Annotated in this window: 25 protein-coding genes; 14 read left to right on the top strand and 11 right to left on the bottom strand. The window is 70.5% G+C overall.

Translation table 11 applies throughout. The features are described 5' to 3' along the window. On the bottom strand, nucleotides 1–307 hold a 307-nt coding region (locus P2P98_RS02850; protein ID WP_275797021.1), incomplete at its 3' end, for a biopolymer transporter Tol. 229 nt (nucleotides 308–536) lie between these two features. Here P2P98_RS02850 and P2P98_RS02845 point away from each other — a divergent pair. From P2P98_RS02845 to P2P98_RS02835, 3 genes are all read left to right on the top strand, one after another. Next, a complete protein-coding gene (locus tag P2P98_RS02845) occupies nucleotides 537–821 on the top strand; it encodes a hypothetical protein (RefSeq protein WP_275797019.1) in 285 nt (94 codons plus the stop codon). 16 nt (nucleotides 822–837) lie between these two features. Then, nucleotides 838–1,041 (top strand): cold-shock protein, encoded by a 204-nt coding sequence (locus tag P2P98_RS02840; RefSeq protein ID WP_013583139.1) that lies wholly within the window; start codon nucleotides 838–840, stop codon nucleotides 1,039–1,041. Between the two features lie 224 nt (nucleotides 1,042–1,265). Then, on the top strand, nucleotides 1,266–2,372 hold the full coding sequence (locus P2P98_RS02835; RefSeq protein WP_275797027.1) for an acyl-CoA desaturase: 1,107 nt from the start codon (nucleotides 1,266–1,268) through the stop codon (nucleotides 2,370–2,372). A gap of 150 nt (nucleotides 2,373–2,522) precedes the next feature. Here P2P98_RS02835 and P2P98_RS02830 read toward each other — a convergent pair whose 3' ends face one another. Further along, the gene (locus tag P2P98_RS02830; protein ID WP_275797010.1) at nucleotides 2,523–3,026 is read right to left on the bottom strand and encodes a metallophosphoesterase; all 504 of its coding nucleotides are present in this window, start codon (nucleotides 3,024–3,026) and stop codon (nucleotides 2,523–2,525) included. A 51-nt stretch (nucleotides 3,027–3,077) separates the two neighbouring features. On the opposite strand from P2P98_RS02830, the gene P2P98_RS02825 reads away from it, so the two are divergent. Both P2P98_RS02825 and P2P98_RS02820 read left to right on the top strand, forming a co-directional pair. Further along, the gene (locus P2P98_RS02825; protein WP_275797008.1) at nucleotides 3,078–3,746 is read left to right on the top strand and encodes a response regulator transcription factor; all 669 of its coding nucleotides are present in this window, start codon (nucleotides 3,078–3,080) and stop codon (nucleotides 3,744–3,746) included. Then, nucleotides 3,739–4,854: a HAMP domain-containing sensor histidine kinase gene (locus tag P2P98_RS02820; RefSeq protein ID WP_275797006.1), complete on the top strand. Its 1,116-nt coding sequence runs from the start codon at nucleotides 3,739–3,741 to the stop codon at nucleotides 4,852–4,854. Before P2P98_RS02825 ends, P2P98_RS02820 begins: the two co-directional genes overlap by 8 nt. Nucleotides 4,855–4,874: 20 nt before the next feature. Here the strand turns inward: P2P98_RS02820 and P2P98_RS02815 are convergent, their stop codons facing one another. Beyond that, nucleotides 4,875–5,327, bottom strand: coding sequence for a VanZ family protein (locus tag P2P98_RS02815; protein ID WP_275797004.1), 453 nt, complete (start codon nucleotides 5,325–5,327; stop codon nucleotides 4,875–4,877). Nucleotides 5,328–5,430: 103 nt separating this feature from the next. On the opposite strand from P2P98_RS02815, the gene P2P98_RS02810 reads away from it, so the two are divergent. Next, nucleotides 5,431–5,826: a DUF3054 domain-containing protein gene (locus tag P2P98_RS02810; protein WP_275797002.1), complete on the top strand. Its 396-nt coding sequence runs from the start codon at nucleotides 5,431–5,433 to the stop codon at nucleotides 5,824–5,826. A 28-nt stretch (nucleotides 5,827–5,854) separates the two neighbouring features. On the opposite strand, the gene P2P98_RS02805 is transcribed toward P2P98_RS02810, so the two are convergent. After that, on the bottom strand, nucleotides 5,855–6,367 hold the full coding sequence (locus tag P2P98_RS02805; protein WP_275797000.1) for an ACT domain-containing protein: 513 nt from the start codon (nucleotides 6,365–6,367) through the stop codon (nucleotides 5,855–5,857). Nucleotides 6,368–6,427: 60 nt separating this feature from the next. Here P2P98_RS02805 and P2P98_RS02800 point away from each other — a divergent pair, with 60 nt between their 5' ends. Both P2P98_RS02800 and yidC read left to right on the top strand, forming a co-directional pair. After that, nucleotides 6,428–6,706: a DUF6412 domain-containing protein gene (locus P2P98_RS02800; protein ID WP_275796998.1), complete on the top strand. Its 279-nt coding sequence runs from the start codon at nucleotides 6,428–6,430 to the stop codon at nucleotides 6,704–6,706. A 112-nt stretch (nucleotides 6,707–6,818) separates the two neighbouring features. Next, nucleotides 6,819–7,550 carry a membrane protein insertase YidC gene (gene yidC, locus P2P98_RS02795; RefSeq protein WP_275797025.1) on the top strand — a complete coding sequence of 244 codons (732 nt, stop codon included), beginning with the start codon at nucleotides 6,819–6,821 and terminating at the stop codon, nucleotides 7,548–7,550. A gap of 3 nt (nucleotides 7,551–7,553) precedes the next feature. Here yidC and P2P98_RS02790 read toward each other — a convergent pair whose 3' ends face one another. The 3 genes from P2P98_RS02790 to P2P98_RS02780 form a co-directional block, all read right to left on the bottom strand. Then, nucleotides 7,554–8,783 (bottom strand): MFS transporter, encoded by a 1,230-nt coding sequence (locus P2P98_RS02790; protein WP_275796996.1) that lies wholly within the window; start codon nucleotides 8,781–8,783, stop codon nucleotides 7,554–7,556. 101 nt (nucleotides 8,784–8,884) lie between these two features. Continuing rightward, nucleotides 8,885–9,100, bottom strand: a complete 216-nt coding sequence (locus P2P98_RS02785; RefSeq protein WP_275796994.1) for a hypothetical protein — start codon at nucleotides 9,098–9,100, stop codon at nucleotides 8,885–8,887. 29 nt (nucleotides 9,101–9,129) lie between these two features. Beyond that, a complete protein-coding gene (locus P2P98_RS02780) occupies nucleotides 9,130–9,471 on the bottom strand; it encodes a TraR/DksA C4-type zinc finger protein (RefSeq protein WP_275796992.1) in 342 nt (113 codons plus the stop codon). 53 nt (nucleotides 9,472–9,524) lie between these two features. Here P2P98_RS02780 and P2P98_RS02775 point away from each other — a divergent pair, with 53 nt between their 5' ends. Beyond that, complete coding sequence (locus tag P2P98_RS02775) at nucleotides 9,525–9,881, top strand: DUF2834 domain-containing protein (protein ID WP_275796990.1); 357 nt, start codon at nucleotides 9,525–9,527, stop codon at nucleotides 9,879–9,881. Between the two features lie 34 nt (nucleotides 9,882–9,915). Here P2P98_RS02775 and P2P98_RS02770 read toward each other — a convergent pair whose 3' ends face one another. Beyond that, entirely contained in the window at nucleotides 9,916–10,776 is an 861-nt protein-coding gene (locus P2P98_RS02770) for an SDR family oxidoreductase (protein ID WP_275796988.1), read from the bottom strand. 93 nt (nucleotides 10,777–10,869) lie between these two features. Here P2P98_RS02770 and P2P98_RS02765 point away from each other — a divergent pair, with 93 nt between their 5' ends. Genes P2P98_RS02765 through P2P98_RS02755 form a run of 3 tightly spaced genes read left to right on the top strand, consistent with a single transcriptional unit; the run spans nucleotide 10,870 to nucleotide 13,009 of the window. Next, on the top strand, nucleotides 10,870–11,238 hold the full coding sequence (locus P2P98_RS02765) for a helix-turn-helix domain-containing protein (protein WP_275796986.1): 369 nt from the start codon (nucleotides 10,870–10,872) through the stop codon (nucleotides 11,236–11,238). Continuing rightward, on the top strand, nucleotides 11,235–12,299 hold the full coding sequence (locus P2P98_RS02760) for an FUSC family protein (protein ID WP_345799691.1): 1,065 nt from the start codon (nucleotides 11,235–11,237) through the stop codon (nucleotides 12,297–12,299). The genes P2P98_RS02765 and P2P98_RS02760 overlap by 4 nt, the downstream gene beginning before the upstream one ends. 56 nt (nucleotides 12,300–12,355) lie before the next feature. Further along, the gene (locus P2P98_RS02755) at nucleotides 12,356–13,009 is read left to right on the top strand and encodes an LON peptidase substrate-binding domain-containing protein (RefSeq protein WP_275796984.1); all 654 of its coding nucleotides are present in this window, start codon (nucleotides 12,356–12,358) and stop codon (nucleotides 13,007–13,009) included. Nucleotides 13,010–13,019: 10 nt separating this feature from the next. Here P2P98_RS02755 and P2P98_RS02750 read toward each other — a convergent pair whose 3' ends face one another. From P2P98_RS02750 to P2P98_RS02740, 3 genes are all read right to left on the bottom strand, one after another. Then, nucleotides 13,020–13,697: an NAD(P)H-binding protein gene (locus P2P98_RS02750; RefSeq protein ID WP_275796982.1), complete on the bottom strand. Its 678-nt coding sequence runs from the start codon at nucleotides 13,695–13,697 to the stop codon at nucleotides 13,020–13,022. Between the two features lies 1 nt (nucleotide 13,698). Continuing rightward, nucleotides 13,699–14,082 (bottom strand): PPOX class F420-dependent oxidoreductase, encoded by a 384-nt coding sequence (locus tag P2P98_RS02745; protein WP_275796980.1) that lies wholly within the window; start codon nucleotides 14,080–14,082, stop codon nucleotides 13,699–13,701. A 73-nt stretch (nucleotides 14,083–14,155) separates the two neighbouring features. Beyond that, the gene (locus tag P2P98_RS02740; RefSeq protein ID WP_275796978.1) at nucleotides 14,156–14,554 is read right to left on the bottom strand and encodes a YchJ family metal-binding protein; all 399 of its coding nucleotides are present in this window, start codon (nucleotides 14,552–14,554) and stop codon (nucleotides 14,156–14,158) included. A 90-nt stretch (nucleotides 14,555–14,644) separates the two neighbouring features. Between P2P98_RS02740 and P2P98_RS02735 the strand changes: the two genes are divergently transcribed. Next, nucleotides 14,645–15,613, top strand: a complete 969-nt coding sequence (locus P2P98_RS02735; protein WP_275796976.1) for a hypothetical protein — start codon at nucleotides 14,645–14,647, stop codon at nucleotides 15,611–15,613. 27 nt (nucleotides 15,614–15,640) lie between these two features. Continuing rightward, nucleotides 15,641–16,561, top strand: a complete 921-nt coding sequence (locus tag P2P98_RS02730) for a 5'-3' exonuclease (RefSeq protein ID WP_275796974.1) — start codon at nucleotides 15,641–15,643, stop codon at nucleotides 16,559–16,561. Nucleotides 16,562–16,635: the final 74 nt, after the last annotated feature.

Here is a 16,635-nt window from a genome sequence, read left to right as displayed (position 1 = left end):
GCCGATCGAGCTCTTCGAGTGCCTCCTCAGCGCGGCCGAGGCGGGAGGCCACGTCCTCTTCCCACCACCGCGGTCCTCGCTCGCCGAGCCCCGTCTTGGCGAGTCCGACGCGGCGACGGGCGTCAGCCGTTCCGCCGGCGTCCCCCGCGCGTTTCGTCGTCCGCACCGAGGAGCGTGCCCGCCCGAGGTGCGATCTCAGACGGTCGGCGAGTTCCGGTGGGAGCGCCGGATCCGTGCGTCGCCACCGGCGACCGTCGATGACGAGCCACCGCTCGTCGTCCGTGGAGTCATCGGTTCCGGATGCCATGCCCCCAGTCCACCGTCTGACGGCATCGGCGGAAATCTCCCGGGTGTCCCGAGGGCATCCGTGCTACCGTGGAAGCATCAATTCCGGGATTTGCTTCATGGACGCCCGCCTCATCGATGAGATGTCGGGCGCACGGCACCGAGCCGTTCACCATCAGAATCCCCCTCTCTCTCGTCGCGCGGCACGCTCGATGACATCGGTCATCGCCTGCCTCCCGCGGAAAGTTCTTGTGTCCTCGCTTCACCCTTCGCCACTGTCGTGGCGCCAGGCCGATCTCGACGTCTTCGTCGCGACGGCCGGATCCGACTATGCCGGTTTCGTCGGCGCGGCCACCTCGGGCTACGAAGCCCAGGGTCCGCTCGGCGAGAACCTCGGCATCCACACGTCCGTCGGGGCGGCTCAGGCCGCCGTCGACGGGCATCGCGTACGCGGCACCGCCTCGGTGTCGCGGCGTCCCCGTCCGCTCCGCATTCGTCGGAACGGCGCCCACGGTCGCTCATGCGGCCCAACATGAATAAAGGAAGAACACGATGGCCACTGGCACCGTGAAATGGTTCAACTCCGAAAAGGGCTACGGCTTCATCGCTCCCGATGACGGCTCCGCCGACCTGTTCGCGCACTTCAGCGCGATCCAGGGCAACGGCTTCAAGGAGCTGACGGAAGCGCAGAAGGTCGAATTCGACGCCGAGCAGGGCCCCAAGGGCATGCAGGCGGCGAACATCCGCCCCCTCTAAGCTCCGCATCACCCCCGAAAGCCGGGTCTGCCGCACGTGCGGCGGCCCGGCTTTCGTTGTGCTCGCAGGTGAACGGAGAGGGTCCGGCAGATGTGCATTCCCCGTGAGGCTCCTGCACATGTGGACGTATACCGGAGCCCCCATACATCGGCACGTATGGTGGGCCGGACCCGGGAAAGCCGCCCGGGATCCCGACTCCGGTCACCCCAACCGAGGAGCACTTCATCGCTTCCACCATCGTCGAGTCCCGTCTCGGCCCCGTTCGTCAGACCTACTCCGGCACCACCGAATTCCCCCCGATCGCGAAGGCCTACACAGAGCTGTCCCAGGTCGTTCGCGAGAGCGGACTCCTCGTCCGCACCCGCGTGTTCTACGCTCTCGTCGGCTCCGCCCTCGTCCTGGCCTTCGCCGGCTGCATCGCCGGATTCGTGCTCCTCGGCGACAGCTGGTTCCAGCTGCTGATCGCCGCGGCCCTCGGCATCCTGTTCACGCAGGTGGCGTTCCTCGCCCACGAGGCGAACCACCGTCAGATCTTCGCCTCGGGCCCCGCGAACGATCGTCTGGCGCTGTGGATCGGCAACGGCGTCGTCGGCATGAGCCAGTCGTGGTGGGCCTCGAAGCACACCCGTCACCACGCCAACCCCAACCGCGTCGGCAAAGACCCCGACATCGAGATCGACACCATCTCGTTCCTCGACGAGGACGCGGCCAAGGCCCGCGGCATCCAGCGCTGGATCACCCAGCGACAGGGCTGGCTCTTCTTCCCCCTGCTGACGCTGGAGGGCCTCAACCTGCACGTCCTGGCGATCCGCCATCTGCTCTCGCGCGGCGAGGTCAAGGGTCGCTGGACCGAGCTCGGACTCATCGCCCTGCGCTTCGCCGTGTTCGTGGCCCCGGTCTTCGTGTTCCTCCCCCTCGGCATGGCCTTCGCCTTCCTCGGCGTTCAGCTGGCGGTGTTCGGCGTGTACATGGGCGCCTCGTTCGCCCCCAACCACAAGGGCATGGCGGTGATCGCCCCCGGCGCGAAGCTCGACTTCTTCAGCAAGCAGGTGCGTACGTCGCGCAACATTTCGGGCGGCTGGTGGGCCACCTGGCTGATGGGCGGGCTGAACTACCAGATCGAGCACCACCTGTTCCCGAACATGCCGCGGCCGCACCTGAGCCGCGCGCGCGAGATCGTCATCGAGCACTGCCAGACCCTCGGCGTGCCCTACGTCGAGACGACGCTGCTGCAGTCGTACGGCATCGTCATCCAGTACCTGAACCGCGTGGGCCTCGCCGCCCGCGACCCGTTCGAGTGCCCGCTGACGTCGGCGGCCCGCCGGGTCTGAGCCCGCACGCACGGGGAAGGGCGTCGCACCGGGAGACCGGTTGCGGCGCCCTTCCTCTGTCCGTCACCCGTGCGTGCAGCCTCTGCTACGGACACTCGCCCCGGCCGTCTCCCCGCCCTATCGGGTCACGCATACGCGGACGATACGCCGTCAGTCGCGGACGACCTCGTGCAGGGCGAGATCGCGGATCGTCCCCTCGGCCAGCGTGAGAGTCATCATCGTGCACCGCGGCTGTCGTCGGCGGTCCGTCGGCGATCCGGGGTTCAGCAGACGCACACCCGCCGGTGTCGAGGTGTCCCACGGGATGTGGCTGTGCCCGAACACGAGCAGGTCGGTGTCCGGGAACGCGGCATCCATCCGTCTCTCCCGACCGGTCGCGGCACCGGTCTCGTGGACCACGGCGACGCGGACCCCCTCGATCTCGGCGCGCGCGATCTCAGGCAGCCGAGCGCGCAGGTCGGCACCGTCGTTGTTCCCCCACACCCCCAGCACGGGCCCGAGGGAGAGGAGCTCGTCCAGCACCGCCTCGGTCACCCAATCTCCCGCGTGCACGATCAGATCGGCCTCGGATGCCGCTCGCCGCACGGCATCCGGAATCGACCGGGCTCTCTTCGGGACGTGCGTATCGGCCACGAGCAGCAGTCGGGTCGCCATCACTCCACGCTACATACGCTCGCGATACGCCGGCACGCCTACGATGACGGGATGCGCGTGCTGATCGTCGAGGACGAGCCCTATCTCGCCGAGGCGATCCGCGACGGACTCCGCCTGGAGGCGATCGCGGCGGACATCGCCGGCGACGGAGACTCCGCGCTCGAGCAGCTCGGCTACACCGCGTACGACGTCGTCGTCCTCGACCGCGACATCCCCGGACCCAACGGCGACGAGATCGCCCGCCACCTCGCCGTCCAACCGACCGCCCCGCGCGTGCTCATGCTCACCGCCGCCGACCGCCTCGACGACAAGGCCTCGGGGTTCGAGAGCGGTGCGGACGACTACCTGACCAAGCCGTTCGTCTTGAGGGAGCTCGTGCTGCGACTGCGTGCGCTCGCGCGGCGGCCCGCGACCGGGGCTCCCCCGATCCTCGAGCTCGACGGCATCCGTCTCGATCCGTTCCGGCGCGAGGTGTACCGCGACGGCCGATACGTCTCGCTGACCCGCAAGCAGTTCGCCGTGCTCGAGGTACTCATGTCCGCGGGCGGCGGCGTGGTGAGCGCCGAGGTCCTCCTCGAGCGCGCGTGGGACGAGAACGCCGACCCCTTCACCAATGCCGTCCGCATCACGATCTCGACGCTACGCAAGCGCCTCGGCGAGCCGTGGCTGATCCAGACCGTCGCCGGCGTCGGATACCGCATCGGTCCCGCGGATGCGTGAACGTCCGCCCGGACTCTCGGTCCGGATCAAACTGACGCTCAGCTACGCGGTCTTCGTCGTGATCGTCGGGATCGCCCTGTTCACGGTGGGGTTCCTCGTCCTGCGGTTCCTGCCCGAGGGCACCCTCTACGCCACGAGCGGCCTCTTCACTCCCGCGCGCCGCGACCTCGCCGACGTCTTCGTGAAATACGCATGGTTCACCGTCGCCGGGCTCGCCGTCATCGGCTTGGGCGGAGGCTGGATCGTCGCGGGTCTCATGCTCCGGCCGCTGACGCGCATCACCGACGCCGCGCGGGCGGTGCGCGACGGGAGCCTGGACCGTCGCGTGGACCTCCCCGGCCGGCGGGACGAGTTGACCGACCTCGCCGACACCTTCGACGCGATGCTCGCGCGCATCGCCGAGACCGTGCAGGAGCAGCGGCGTTTCGCCGCGAACGCCTCGCACGAGCTGCGCACTCCGCACGCGACGATGCGCACGATGCTCGAGGTGGCGAAGGCCGACCCCGCGAGCGTCGACGTCGAGCGGCTGATCGCCCGCCTCGACGACACGAACGAGCGGGCGATCCGGCTGACGGAGGCGATCCTCGCCCTCTCGCGCGCCTCGAGCGGCGGCGTGGTGGCGCGTACCGAGGTGGAGATCGACGCCCTCGCCGCCGAAGTGTGCGGCGAGCTCGCTCCGCTCGCGACGAGGACGTCGGCACGGCTGACCACACGCATCGCGTCGCCCTCCGTCGCGATCGCGGACGAGACGCTAGCCCGCCAGATGCTCACGAACCTCGTGCACAACGCGATCGTCCACAGCACACCCGACGGTGAGGTCGCACGCGAGGTGCAGATCGCCGTGCGGACGGATGCGCGCAGCGTCGTGATCGACGTCGCGAACACCGGCGCCGTGCTGTCCCCTGAAACGGTGGCCACGCTCCCCGAGCCGTTCGTTCGCGCGGCGGGGCGCGCCCGCCCCGCGGAAGGCGGCACGGGCCTCGGTCTCGCCATCGCCGTCGCGATCGTGCGCGTGCACGAGGGTTCGCTCGAACTCTGGCCGCGCGAGGGCGGCGGACTTCACGCGCGCGTGCGCCTCCCCCGGCCGACGACCGATCGCGATCGGTGACCCGTCTCGCGGGCGGCTCCTCACCCGCACGCTGCCATCTCCTCCGCGCGGACAGCCGCACGCGCCACCAACCGCGACACGATCACGATCACCGTGCCCACGCCCGCGCCGATGGTGTTGTGGAGAACGTCGTCCATGTCGGGTACCCGACCCGGGATGAACGACTGAGCGGTCTCGACCGCGAGTGAGACGGCGGCCCCGAAGAGCACGGCGGCGGGTGCGAACCGCAGGGGAAGCAGCGCCGCCACCGCGATCCCGAGCGGCACGAACAGGGCGACGTTCATCACGACATCGCTGTCGTACGCCGGCGCGAAGCCGCCCCATCGCTCGGTCACGAGGAAGAACGCGTCGATCGCCCTCTCCTGGAACGGACGGATGAGCGCCCGCGGCGCGAGCGTGAGCGTCCCGACGACGGTGAGCGCTGCGGCGGCGACGAGGACACGGGCGGGGGTGAGGACCGGGGCGTTCGGCATGGAGTCTCCTGGGTGATCGGGCTCCCAGCCCACACGCCGAGGTGTTGCCGGCGCGTCTGTGCCTTCCGATACACGGACGATATGCCGCGCCCGGACGAGGACAATGGATGCCGTGACCTCCTCCCGCATCCACCCCGCGCTCGTCCTGCTCGTCGACCTCGTCTTCGTCGTCGTCTTCGCCGCGATCGGGCGCGCGACCCACGACGGTGACGTCCTCGGCCCCGCCGGATCGGGGCTGGCGACCACGGCGTGGCCGTTCGTCGTCGCGCTGGGCCTCGGGTGGTTGATCAGCCGCGGGTGGCGCGCTCCCCTCGCTCCGGTGCGCACGGGACTCGTCGTGTGGGCGGTGACCGTCGCCGTCGGCATGCTGTTGCGGGCCGTGAGCGGTCAGGGCGTCGCGGTCGCTTTCGTGATCGTCGCGGCGATCACGCTCTCGCTCTTCCTCGTGGGCTGGCGCGCGATCGCGCGGCTGGCGTCACGTCGCCGCCGGGCCGCCTGAGGCGCGGCGCCGCGCGCGGACGCGGGACTCAGTCCGCGAGCGAGACGTCGACCTGGATCTCCGCCGCCAGTCGCTCCAGCTCGTCGACGAGATCGTCGATCTCGACGCCCGCGACGAGCGTGACCGTGATGGACGCCTCGAACAGACGGCCGCCCGCCATCGCGGCATCCGTCGTCTGCGTCGACATGCGCTCGATGCTCACTCCGCGCGCACTGAGGGCCGACGTGATCTCACGTACGATGCCCGAACGGTCGTTGCCGATGACGTCGAGGGTGACACTGTGCGGAGCGGATGCCGTGCCCTCGGGTGAACCGACGTGAACCGTGACCGCGAGGGTACCCGCCAGCCCCTCGAGGGCGGCGCGGAGGGCATCGGCCCGATCAGCGGCGATGGATACCTCGACGATGCCGGCGAAGGCTCCCGCGAGTTCGGCGAGCTCGCTGTTCTCCCAGTTGCCGCCGTGGGCGTCGACGATGTCGGCGACGGACGACACCAGGCCCGCGCGGTCGTCGCCGACGATGGTCAGAACGAGGGTGGTCATGGCCCCAGCGTAGCGAGCGGCCCCTGCTAGCGTGGGAGAGACGTCGAGAGGAGACCGCACGTGATCGCATCGCTGATCGCCCTGCTGAACCTGCTCCTCGCGACCGCCGAGCTCGCTCTCACGCCCGGTACCGGGGCTCCCCTGCTCGCCGTGGTCCTTGCCGCGGCCGTTGTCGCCACCGTCGCGATCGTCCTCGTCGTTCTGCCGGCTCTGCTCGCCGGCGCATCGCCGCGTGTTCCGCGGCCGATCGATCCCTCCGCTCCGCTCACGCAGAGCGACCCCGACGCAGCGGGGCACCCCCGCCCTCGAGCGCCGGGATTCGTGGCCCGCGCCGCCTAGCCCCCGCCCCCGCCGTCCCGTGACGGTGGCCGTGGCATCCGTTCCGGAGGGGCGGTGGCGCAGTGATCCCTCGATCACCGATCCCTCGATCACCGCCACGAACGGAACCCTCATGGACCTCTTCGCTCTGCCCCCACTCGCCTTTCTCCTCGATCTCACCACCCAAGGCCTGCTCTCCCTCACGGACGCTCTCACGCCCCTGGCCGGGGGTCTCGCCGCCGCTCTCGCCGTCGTGGCCGTCACCCTCGTCGTGCGGCTCATCCTCATCCCGGTGGGGATCTCCCAGGCCCGCGCCGAGCAGACGCGCGCCCGTCTGGCGCCGCGTCTGCGCGTGCTGCAGGAGCGCTGGCGCAAGAACCCCGAACGCCTCCAACGCGAGACGATGCAGCTCTACCGCGACGAGAACACCTCCCCCGCCGCCGGCTGCCTCCCGCTGCTCGCGCAGGCGCCGATCGTCGGGCTGCTCTACGCCGTCTTCCTGCACCCGACCGTCGCAGGGCACGCCAACACGCTCCTGACGCACGACTTGTTCGGCGTCCCCCTCGGGCGCAGTCTGATCGGGGCGTTGACCTCAGGAACGATGGATGCCACGACCCTCGTCGTCTTCGCCGGCATCGTCGTCGTGATCGCCGGCGTGGCCGAACTCACCCGACGGCTCCTGCGGCCGGCGACCGATCCGTCGTCGCCGGCGTGGATGACGGGAATGGTCGGAGTGCTGCAGTTCACCACCGCGGTCGTGGCGCTGTTCGTTCCCCTGGCGGCGGCGCTGTATCTCACCGTGACGACGGTGTGGACGCTCGGACAGCGGCTTCTGCTCCGGCGGCGCTACCCGCTGCCGGCGTGAGGCTCAGAGCGACCGGCCGTCCCACCGCGAGCTGCGCGAGGCGTTCGCCCAGGCCATGGCCAGCACCAGGAGGGCGGCCACCGCCGGGAAGAGCATCGCCGTCTCCACCGAGACCTGCTCGGCGACCGCACCGGTCACCGCCGACGAGAGTGCCTGCGCGAGCGTCAGCGCCGAGGCGAGGACGGTCATCGTCGAGGCCGTGCGTCCGCGCGGCGCGCGGTGCCCGGCGAGGCTGAAGAGCGTGACGAGCGAGGGGCCGACGCCGATCCCCATGAGACACAGCACGAGGGTGACGGTGGGGACGGAGCCGCCGACGGTGTACGCGCCCGCCGAGGCGGTGAGGATGCTCGCGAAGGCGACGAGACGCCAGCGCAGCGAGAAGCGCGCGGGAAGCACAGCGACGGCGAGGGCGAGCACCGCCGACCCGACGCCCATCACGCCGTACAGCAGGGCACCGGCCTCGGGCGCGCCCTGCGCCTCCATGAACGCCGTCAGCGAAGTGAGCGTCGAGCCGAAGAAGAGGCCCACGCCGAACACCGAGGCCACGAGCACGAGGAGCCGCGGATGCAGAAGCTCTCGCGCCGGCGCCATCGCCGCGCGCTCGGACCGCTCGGGCACCGCGCGGCCGGTCGGATGCAGGGCGAACGCCGTGACGAAGACGAAGCTCAGCACCGCCGCGCCCGCGATCGGCGCCCACGGCGCGATCAGTGCGGCGAGCAGCCCCACCACGAAGGGGCCGATGACGAACGCCGTCTCGTCCGCGGCCGACTCGTAAGCCATCGCGCGTGAGAAGGTGCGCTCGCGCCGCGTCGGATCCACCCGCTCGCCGATGAGCGCCATGACGCGACTGCGCGACATCGCCGCGGTCTGCGGACCGGTGAGCCCGATCGCCGCGGCCGAAGCCAGCAGCAGTGCGTCCGAGTCCGACGCGGCGACCACCAGCGGGAAGAGCGAGAGCAGGATGCCGTTGGCCAGGCCCACCGGCACCAGCACGCGCCGCTGCCCGAAACGGTCGGCGAGATCGCCCAGGACGGGTCCCGCGACGACGACACCGAGGCCCACCGCCGCCGAGGTGAGGCCACCGAGCGCCACCGACCCGCGGACAGCGACGACGAGCGCCAGGACGCCCACCGTCATCATCGCGAACGGAAGTCGGGCCACGAACGCCACGGGGAAGTACGACAGGCCCGTGTGGTGGATCAGCGATCGGTGGGTGGTGGCGGGCAGAGTCATAGAGCGGTCTCCGGGGGCGAGGGAACGTGCCGCCTTGCCGAGCCGGTAGGTAGGTGCACTGCGTGCGGCGGGCGAACCCGCCGACCCATTCTACCGAAGCGTCAGGAGACGAGCGCGGCGATCGCCGCGATCAGCGACGCGAGGGCCAACACCAGCGCCAGGCCGATGAGCACCGTGTGCACGATCAGGAACGGCGTCGCCTTGCCCGCGGCGTTCTTCGCGCGCGGGTCCTTCGCGACCCGCAGGTAGAACCGCGGCCACACGACCGCGTTGAACACGGCGTTGGCGAACAGCAGCGCGATGAGGACCGGTTCCATCCCCCCAGCCTACGTTCCGCCCGCGCGCGTCACGTCGCACACGAGATGCATCGCCGGGCGAACGGCCGCGCCTCCAACCGCGCGTCGCCGATCGCACGGCCGCAGTTCTCGCACACCCCGTAGGTCCCGGATGCCACGCGCTCCCGCGCCGCGTCGATCTCGCGCCTCTCCGCCTCGGCGCCCCGGCGCAGAGCGTCGACCTGCGCCCACTCGCCCGACAGCGTCGACCCCTCGGGGTCGTGCTCGTCGTCGGCCGTGGCATCCGCTCGGTCGTGTCGAAGGCTCTCCTCGTCTTCGCGCAAGCGCGAGAGCCGATGGTCGACCTCGCGCCGCCGTTCATCGAGCATCCGCTCGGCCCGTGCGGCATCCATCCCTCGACGCTAGCCCCCACGTCCGACATCGGCTCTGCGGCAGGATCGGGGCCATGAGCGAGCTTCGACGTCACTGGACTCCGACCGCCGTGCTGTTCCTCGTCCTGGCCGTCGCGGGGCTCGCGGGCACGTGGACCTTCAACGCCCTCGCGATCGTGCAGATGAGGGACTTCCTCGGCGACCTCGTCTCGAGCGGACCCGCGGTGTCGTCGATCACGGTCGACCTGCTCGTCGTGGCGGTGGCCGGGAGCGTCTTCATCATCGTCGAGGCGCGCCGTATCGGGATGCGATTCGCGTGGATCTACGTCGTGCTCTCCGGCCTCACGGCGTTCGCCTTCACGTTCCCGCTGTTCCTCGCGATGCGGCAGCGCCACCTGACCGCACGGAGTCATGCCGCCGATCCGGCGTGAGGTGCCGATGATCGCGGCACCTCACGTCGTCGGGTCAGCGTGCGGCGAGGCCCGTGCGAAGGCCGTCGACCAGCGGCGTGGTCGGGCGACCGATGAGGCGCGACAGCGTCCCGTCGGTCTGCTCCAGCGCACCGCGAGCAATCGCGTCGTCGATGCCCGCGACGAAGGCGGCGGTGCCGGCATCCAGTCCCGCGGCTTCCAGACCGGCCGCGAGCTGCTCGACCGTGACGGCCTTGTAGGCGACGGGGCGTCCGACGACCTCCGAGGCCGCCGCCGCGAGCTCGTCGTAAGTCCAGGCCACGTCTCCGCCCAGCTCGAGCGTCTGCCCGCGCAGGTCGTCGCCGGTCAGCGCGATCGCGGCCGCCTCGGCATAGTCGCGACGGCTCGCGCTGGCCACGCGGGCCTCCCCGACCGCAGCGACGATCTCACCCGTCTCGGCGGCACGTGCCACCGAATCGAGGTAGTTCTCGGTGTACCAGTTGTTCCGCAGGATCGTGGCGTCCAGTCCCGAGGCGGCGATGAGCGCCTCGGTGGCCTTGTGGTCGGCGCCGAGCGCGTAGTCGATGACGTCGTTCCGCGGCGCGCTCGTGTAGACGAGACGCTCGACGCCCGCGGCGCGCGCGGCGTCCACGACGTTGCCGTGACCTGCGACGCGGTCGGCGTCGGTGCCCGAGATCAGCAGGACGCGGCTGACCCCGTCGAAAGCGGGAGCGAGGGTTTCCGGACGCGAGTAGTCGAACTCGACGACGCGGATGCCGCGCTCGGCGAGATCGCTCGCCTTGGCGGGGGTGCGGACACCGGCGACGATGTCGGATGCCGCGGCGCCGCGCTCGAGCAGAGCATCGACGACGAGACGGCCGAGGTGTCCGGAAGCGGCGGTGACGAGGAGAGTCATGGGAGTGTCCTTTCGATCGGTACGCCGACCTCAACGCGACGCGCCCGGGTGCATTCCGGAATGCCGGTACCCACTTTCTGGTTAGGTACTCACATGAGCGTGAGTCTTGCGGAAATCCGCGCGGAGCATCCCGAGGTTTTTGCCGATGGGTGTCCGACGCGCACGGTGCTCGACCATGTCATGGGCAAGTGGGGCATCCTCGTGCTCATGGCTCTGTCCGACGGCACGCAGCGCTGGGGCGTTCTGCGGCGGAACGTGTCGGGGATCAGCGAAAAGATGCTCGCGAGCACCCTCAAGACCTTCGAGGCCGACGGGCTCGTCGTGCGCACCGCTTATCCCGAGGTCCCGCCGCGGGTGGAGTACGGACTGACCGACCGCGGCCGCGACCTCATGACGTTCGTCCTCCCCCTCCTGGGGTGGGTGGCCGAGAACGCTCCGGCCATCGTGGCCCGACCGGAGTGACCGTGCTCTCGATCCCCTCCCGACTCATGCGCGAGAGCCTGTCGTTCAGGACGAAACGCCGGGCGCCGTTCCTGCAGGTGGCGAAGTCCGCGATCGCCACTGTCGCCGCGTGGCTCGTCGCGGGGTGGCTGGTCCAGGGGCCGCCGCCGATCTTCGCCGCGATCGCCGCGCTGCTCGTCGTCCAACCCAGCATCAATCAGTCACTCACGCGCGCCGTCGAACGCAGCGTCGGCGTGGTCGTCGGTGTCGTGATCGCCTCGCTCCTGGGCATTGCGCTCGGCAGCCCCACCTGGGTGATCCTCCTCTCGGCCGGCGTGGCGCTGGTGATCGCCTGGGCGCTGCGCATGTCGCCCGGGGCGACCAACCAGGTGGCGATCAGCGCCCTCCTCGTCCTGGCGCTGGGCACGGCGACGCCCAATTACGCTCTCGACCGGGTGCTCGAGACGCTGATCGGTGCGCTGGTCGGCATCGTCGTGAACGTCGCCCTGGTTCCCCCGGTGCTCGTCCCGTCGGCGCGCGAGAAGCTCGAGGTCCTCGGCCGAGAGCTCGCGGCGGCCCTGGAGCGTCTCGCGAAAGCGCTCGAAGCGCCGCAGACGCCGGCATCCCTGGAGGAACTCCTTCTCGAAGCGCGCTTGCTGCGCCCCGTTCGGGATGCCGCGGCCGCAGCGATCGAGGACGGAGCCGACTCGCTCTCTCTCAACCCCCGGAGCAGTCGCCACCGCAGGGATCTGTTGGCGATGCAGGGCCTTCTGGACCGCTTCACGCCCGTCGTGACGCAGACGATCGGCATGACCCGGGCCGTCTACGACGGCTACGACGCGACGATCGCCGAGGAACCCTCGGTCCGCGCCATCGCCGAGCAGCTGCATCGCGCGGCGCACGACGTCCGTCGATCTTTCGCGGTCGACACGGGCGCCGACCTTCCGATCGCCGCCGAGGAGCCGGCCCTCACCCGACCGCTGCAGATCCGCGCGCCCTCGGCCGCGCACTGGGTTCTGGTGGGGTCGCTCCTCATGGACCTGCACCGCGTGCACGAGACGCTCCGCGACGACGAAACCTGATCGGCGAGTTCGCCGCCGGCGACCCCAACGCTCTCGAGCCCTGGTTGACTGGGGCGATGGGTACCGCGATGTTCCCTCTCGGGGCCGTCCTCTTTCCGCACACTCCCTTGGCGTTGCGGATCTTCGAGGAGCGCTACCTCGTCATGCTCGGCCGACTCCTCGACGAGTCCGACCCGGCGTTCGGCGTGGTGCTCATCGAGCGCGGCACCGAGACCGGCGGCGGCGACCAGCGATTCGCGATCGGCACCATGGCGCGTCTGAGCCACGTCCTCCCCGAAGCCGACCAACTCCAGATCGTCGCCCGCGGCACCGAACGCTTCGAGATTGTCGCGTGGCTCGACGATGACCCCTACCCGCGCGCCGACCTCCGCCCCCTCCCCGACCTCGAGTGGAACGACGCCCTCACCCCCCTGCTCGACGAGGCCGAGCGCATCGTGCGGCGCGTGCTCGGGCGGGCGGCCCAGTTCGGCGGGAGCCGGTGGGATCCCGAGGTCGAACTGTCCGAGGAGCCGCTCGAGCGGACATGGCAGCTCGCGGCGATCGCTCCCCTGGGTGAGCTCGACCAGATCGAGCTGCTGCGCTCCGCCACCGCGGGAGGCCTGCTCCGCGCCACGATCGACCTCACGCTCGCCGCGGAACCATTGCTGAGCGAGCCCATCCCCGACGGCGTCATCGTGATCGACGACGACACCGACGGGGAAGAGGACTGAGGACCGACCGCTACTTCGTGCCGGCCTCGGTGTCGGCGGAGGGATCCTTGACGATCGCCTCCGCGATGAGCGTGTCGCCCGCACCGAACCGGATGAAGCGACCGATGGTCGCGGACTGCACGAGGACGGCCGCGGCGACCGCGGCGACATCCGCACGCCCGACCTCGGCGGACCCCTGCGGCGCCGTGGTGATGCGTCCGGTGGGCGGGTCGAGCGTCAGCGTGCCGGGGCCGAGGATCGTCCAATCCAGATCGCTCGCGCGCAGGTAGTCGTCCGCGGCGAGCTTGGCGTCGGCGTAGGCGAAGAACGCGTCGTCGGGCGAGATGCCGTGATCGGGCACGGAGCCGATCCACGACACCATGACGAAACGCCGGACTCCGGCGGCACCTGCCGCGTCGACAGCGCGCTGCGCGGCATCCCGATCGACCGCGTAGGTCCGGACGGCGTCGCCGCCCCCGGCACCCGCCGACCAGACGATCGCGTCGGCTCCGGCGAACGCCTTCGCGAGGGCCTCGACATCGGCGTCCTCGACGTCGAGGACGAGAGGCGTACCGCCGGCCTTCTCGACATCCGTCGACTGGTCGGAATTGCGGATGATCGACACCGCTTCGTCTCCGCGCTCGGACAGGAGCCCCGCCAGATGCAGGGCGACCTTGCCGTGGCCGCCGATGATCACGATGCGTTCCATGTCACTGTCCTCCGACCTTCTCGACCGACATCTTCAGGATCACGCGATTCGCCTTGTCGGCCGGTGCCTGCTGTTCGGGATTGCCGTAGCGCTGGCCGAGCCGCACGTAGAAGAGGCCTTCCGGGTCGGCTTCCTCGTCGACCAGACGGCCGCGCACCTCGATGTATCGGTACGGCTCCGCGGGGTCATAGACCATGAAGCTCATCGAGGGATTTCTCTGCAGGTTGCGGTACTTCTGCCGTGTCACCGTGTGCGTGAACAGGATGTGCTCGCCGTCGAACTCGAACCACATCGGGTTCACCTGCACCGTGCCGTCGGGGCGGACCGTGCCGAGCGCGCCGTAGTACGGCCCCTCGAGCAGGTCGCGCAATCTTTCCGGGATCATGCGGCTCCTCTCATCGAGCGATCGGGTCGACCCTACGCGTGGCCTCCGACACGCCGCCGCGGGGTTGACGGCCTCATGTCACGTCGCCGTCCACGTACACCCACCGCCCACCTCGGCGGACGAACCGGCTGCGCTCGGACATCACCTGCCGTTCGGTGCCGCGGCGCCACGCCGCGTGGAACACGACGACGGCGGTGTCGTCGCGCTCGTCCGCTTCGTCGATCGAGAGCCCCTCCCAGACGGTGTCGCCGTCCAGCTCGAGGTCGTCGGGACGGGTTCGCGGATGCCACGACCGCACGAGATGCGTGAGGTCACCGACGACGTAGGCGGTGTAGCGGGAGCGCATCAGTCGCTCCGCCGACGGTGCCACCGCCCCGTCGAGGATCGGGCCGCAGCACCGGCCGAACTCACCTCCCCCGCACGGGCAGGCCGAGGTCGATGACGGGCGCACGCGAGGGGAGCCGAACGACATCCCGCCACTCTAGGTCGAGTCGGCGCACCGACTTTGCGCAGCGGTCGCCGCGACTCCCGCGGCCTTCATACGATGGAGTGGGGAGGCGACATGACGAATCACACCACCACCGGTGGGCGCCCGCCGTTCGCCGCGTACGGTCCGGCGTCCGCCGGTTACGGTCCGAGCGCTCCCGCTATCGCGCCTCCCGTTGCTGTCCCCTCCGCCGCCGGCGCACCCGCCGCGTGGCCCGGCCCGGCCGTTCTCGCGCGTGGCTCCGCCTCGACCACGGGTCCCGGCGGAGCACGGCCTCCGCGGCGCGGACTCGGCATCGCCGCCCTCGTGATCGCGTGCGTGGGAACGATCGCCGCCTTCACGGCCTCGCCTGTCTCCTGGCTGCTGTTGGTCACTGCCCTCGTGCTCGCGATCGTCCACCTGGCACGCCGGAGCGGCGCCCAGGTCCCCGCGGTGATCGCGATCGTGATCGTCGGTTTCGGCGTCTTCATCGCCCTGATCGCCGCACTCGTGTCCGGCTTCTCGTCGTCGGGCCCGAGGGTCGACTCGGCCCCCGATCCTGAGACCGACCCATACACGCTCGCCCAGCGCCTCGTGGTGCCACCCGGCAGCGAATCGGCGTCGGAACGGGAGTGGGGCACGCCCCAGACCGTGATCGACTCCGACACGGGCGACGAGGTCTGGACGCTTCGTGCCCTCGCGCCGACCGACATCACCGCCGACACGGCAACCGCCAGCCCTGCGCCGTTCACGGCATCCGGGTCTTTCGTCGCGATACCCATCGAGATCACGAACCTCACCGACGAGACCATCGACTCCGACGCGTGGCAGTTCCAGTTCTCCGCGAACTACTTCCTATCCGACGGGAGCTACGGGGATGCTGTCTACGACCCCGCCGTGACGGATGTGTACCCGAGCCGTTACGACATCCTCGACGTCTTCCCCGGCGAAACGGTCACCTTCTTCATCGTGCTCGACACCCCGCTCGCCGACATCGAACAGGGCCGCACCCAGGTGGATCTGTACTCCGGCGACTCCCTCACCTGGACAGCACCCGGCGGCTGAGCACCGCCGCGTGCCAGGATGAACGCCGTGACCGACCGCCTCATGCTCCTCGACACCGCGTCCCTCTACTTCCGCGCGTTCTACGGGGTGCCCGACAAAGTCCGCGCCGCGGACGGCACCTCCGTCAACGCGGTGCGGGGCCTCCTCGACATGATCGCGAAGCTCGTCACGACGTACCACCCGACCCGCCTCGTCGCGTGCTGGGACGACGACTGGCGACCGGCGTGGCGCGTCGACCTCCTCCCGAGCTACAAGGCGCACCGCGTCGTCGAGGCGGTCGCGACCGGCCCCGATCGCGAGGAGGCCCCCGACCCCCTCGTCGCCCAGATCCCCCTCATCAGAGAAGCGCTCGCCGTTCTCGGCATCCCCGTGGTGGGAGCGGCCGAGCACGAGGCCGACGACGTGATCGGCACGCTCGCGACCAGCGCCGAGGTGCCGGTCGACATCGTCACCGGTGACCGCGATCTCTTCCAGCTCATCGACGACGAGCGTGGCGTCCGCATCGTGTACACCGCACGAGGCATGAGCAACCTCGAGCTCGTCGACGATGCCGCCGTGTTCGCGAAGTACGGCATCCACGCCGCGCAGTACGCGGACTTCGCGGTCCTGCGCGGCGACCCCTCGGACGGGCTGCCCGGCGTCGCCGGCATCGGCGAGAAGTCGGCCGCGGCTCTGCTCACCGCCCACAACGACCTCGCGGGCATCGTCGCGGCCGCCGAAGCCGGCACGGGCGGGACGCCGGCGCAACGCGCGAAGATCCTCGCGGCCGCCGACTACCTGGCTGTCGCGCCCGCGGTGGTGCGGGTCGTGCGTGATCTCGACCTCGGGGTCATCGACGACGCCCTTCGCCCGCGCGACGACGACCGCACCGCAGCCGCCGAGGCCCTCGCCGAGCGGTGGAACCTCGGCTCGTCGATGACGCGCGCCCTGGCCGCCCTCCCCCGGTGACATCGCCCCGCACATCACGCAGCCACGCCGGAACGCGACCCCCGCAGACGAACGCGGGGACCGCGCTCCTGTAC

The organism is Microbacterium sp. Kw_RZR3 (assembly GCF_029222405.1).
In the GTDB taxonomy this organism is placed as follows: Bacteria; Actinomycetota; Actinomycetes; order Actinomycetales; family Microbacteriaceae; genus Microbacterium.
Note: the sequence above shows the minus strand (reverse complement) of the source record. Positions and strands in the feature narration are given on the sequence as shown.

Coding starts and splice junctions, on each gene's coding strand:
- P2P98_RS02840 (WP_013583139.1), top strand. CDS start 838: ATGGCCACTGGCACCGTGAAATGGTTCAACTCCGAAAAGGGCTACGGC.
- P2P98_RS02830 (WP_275797010.1), bottom strand. CDS start 3,026: ATGGCGACCCGACTGCTGCTCGTGGCCGATACGCACGTCCCGAAGAGA.
- P2P98_RS02825 (WP_275797008.1), top strand. CDS start 3,078: ATGCGCGTGCTGATCGTCGAGGACGAGCCCTATCTCGCCGAGGCGATC.
- P2P98_RS02820 (WP_275797006.1), top strand. CDS start 3,739: ATGCGTGAACGTCCGCCCGGACTCTCGGTCCGGATCAAACTGACGCTC.
- P2P98_RS02815 (WP_275797004.1), bottom strand. CDS start 5,327: ATGCCGAACGCCCCGGTCCTCACCCCCGCCCGTGTCCTCGTCGCCGCC.
- P2P98_RS02810 (WP_275797002.1), top strand. CDS start 5,431: ATGGATGCCGTGACCTCCTCCCGCATCCACCCCGCGCTCGTCCTGCTC.
- P2P98_RS02805 (WP_275797000.1), bottom strand. CDS start 6,367: ATGACCACCCTCGTTCTGACCATCGTCGGCGACGACCGCGCGGGCCTG.
- yidC (WP_275797025.1), top strand. CDS start 6,819: ATGGACCTCTTCGCTCTGCCCCCACTCGCCTTTCTCCTCGATCTCACC.
- P2P98_RS02790 (WP_275796996.1), bottom strand. CDS start 8,783: ATGACTCTGCCCGCCACCACCCACCGATCGCTGATCCACCACACGGGC.
- P2P98_RS02785 (WP_275796994.1), bottom strand. CDS start 9,100: ATGGAACCGGTCCTCATCGCGCTGCTGTTCGCCAACGCCGTGTTCAAC.
- P2P98_RS02780 (WP_275796992.1), bottom strand. CDS start 9,471: ATGGATGCCGCACGGGCCGAGCGGATGCTCGATGAACGGCGGCGCGAG.
- P2P98_RS02775 (WP_275796990.1), top strand. CDS start 9,525: ATGAGCGAGCTTCGACGTCACTGGACTCCGACCGCCGTGCTGTTCCTC.
- P2P98_RS02770 (WP_275796988.1), bottom strand. CDS start 10,776: ATGACTCTCCTCGTCACCGCCGCTTCCGGACACCTCGGCCGTCTCGTC.
- P2P98_RS02765 (WP_275796986.1), top strand. CDS start 10,870: ATGAGCGTGAGTCTTGCGGAAATCCGCGCGGAGCATCCCGAGGTTTTT.
- P2P98_RS02755 (WP_275796984.1), top strand. CDS start 12,356: ATGGGTACCGCGATGTTCCCTCTCGGGGCCGTCCTCTTTCCGCACACT.
- P2P98_RS02750 (WP_275796982.1), bottom strand. CDS start 13,697: ATGGAACGCATCGTGATCATCGGCGGCCACGGCAAGGTCGCCCTGCAT.
- P2P98_RS02745 (WP_275796980.1), bottom strand. CDS start 14,082: ATGATCCCGGAAAGATTGCGCGACCTGCTCGAGGGGCCGTACTACGGC.
- P2P98_RS02740 (WP_275796978.1), bottom strand. CDS start 14,554: ATGTCGTTCGGCTCCCCTCGCGTGCGCCCGTCATCGACCTCGGCCTGC.
- P2P98_RS02735 (WP_275796976.1), top strand. CDS start 14,645: ATGACGAATCACACCACCACCGGTGGGCGCCCGCCGTTCGCCGCGTAC.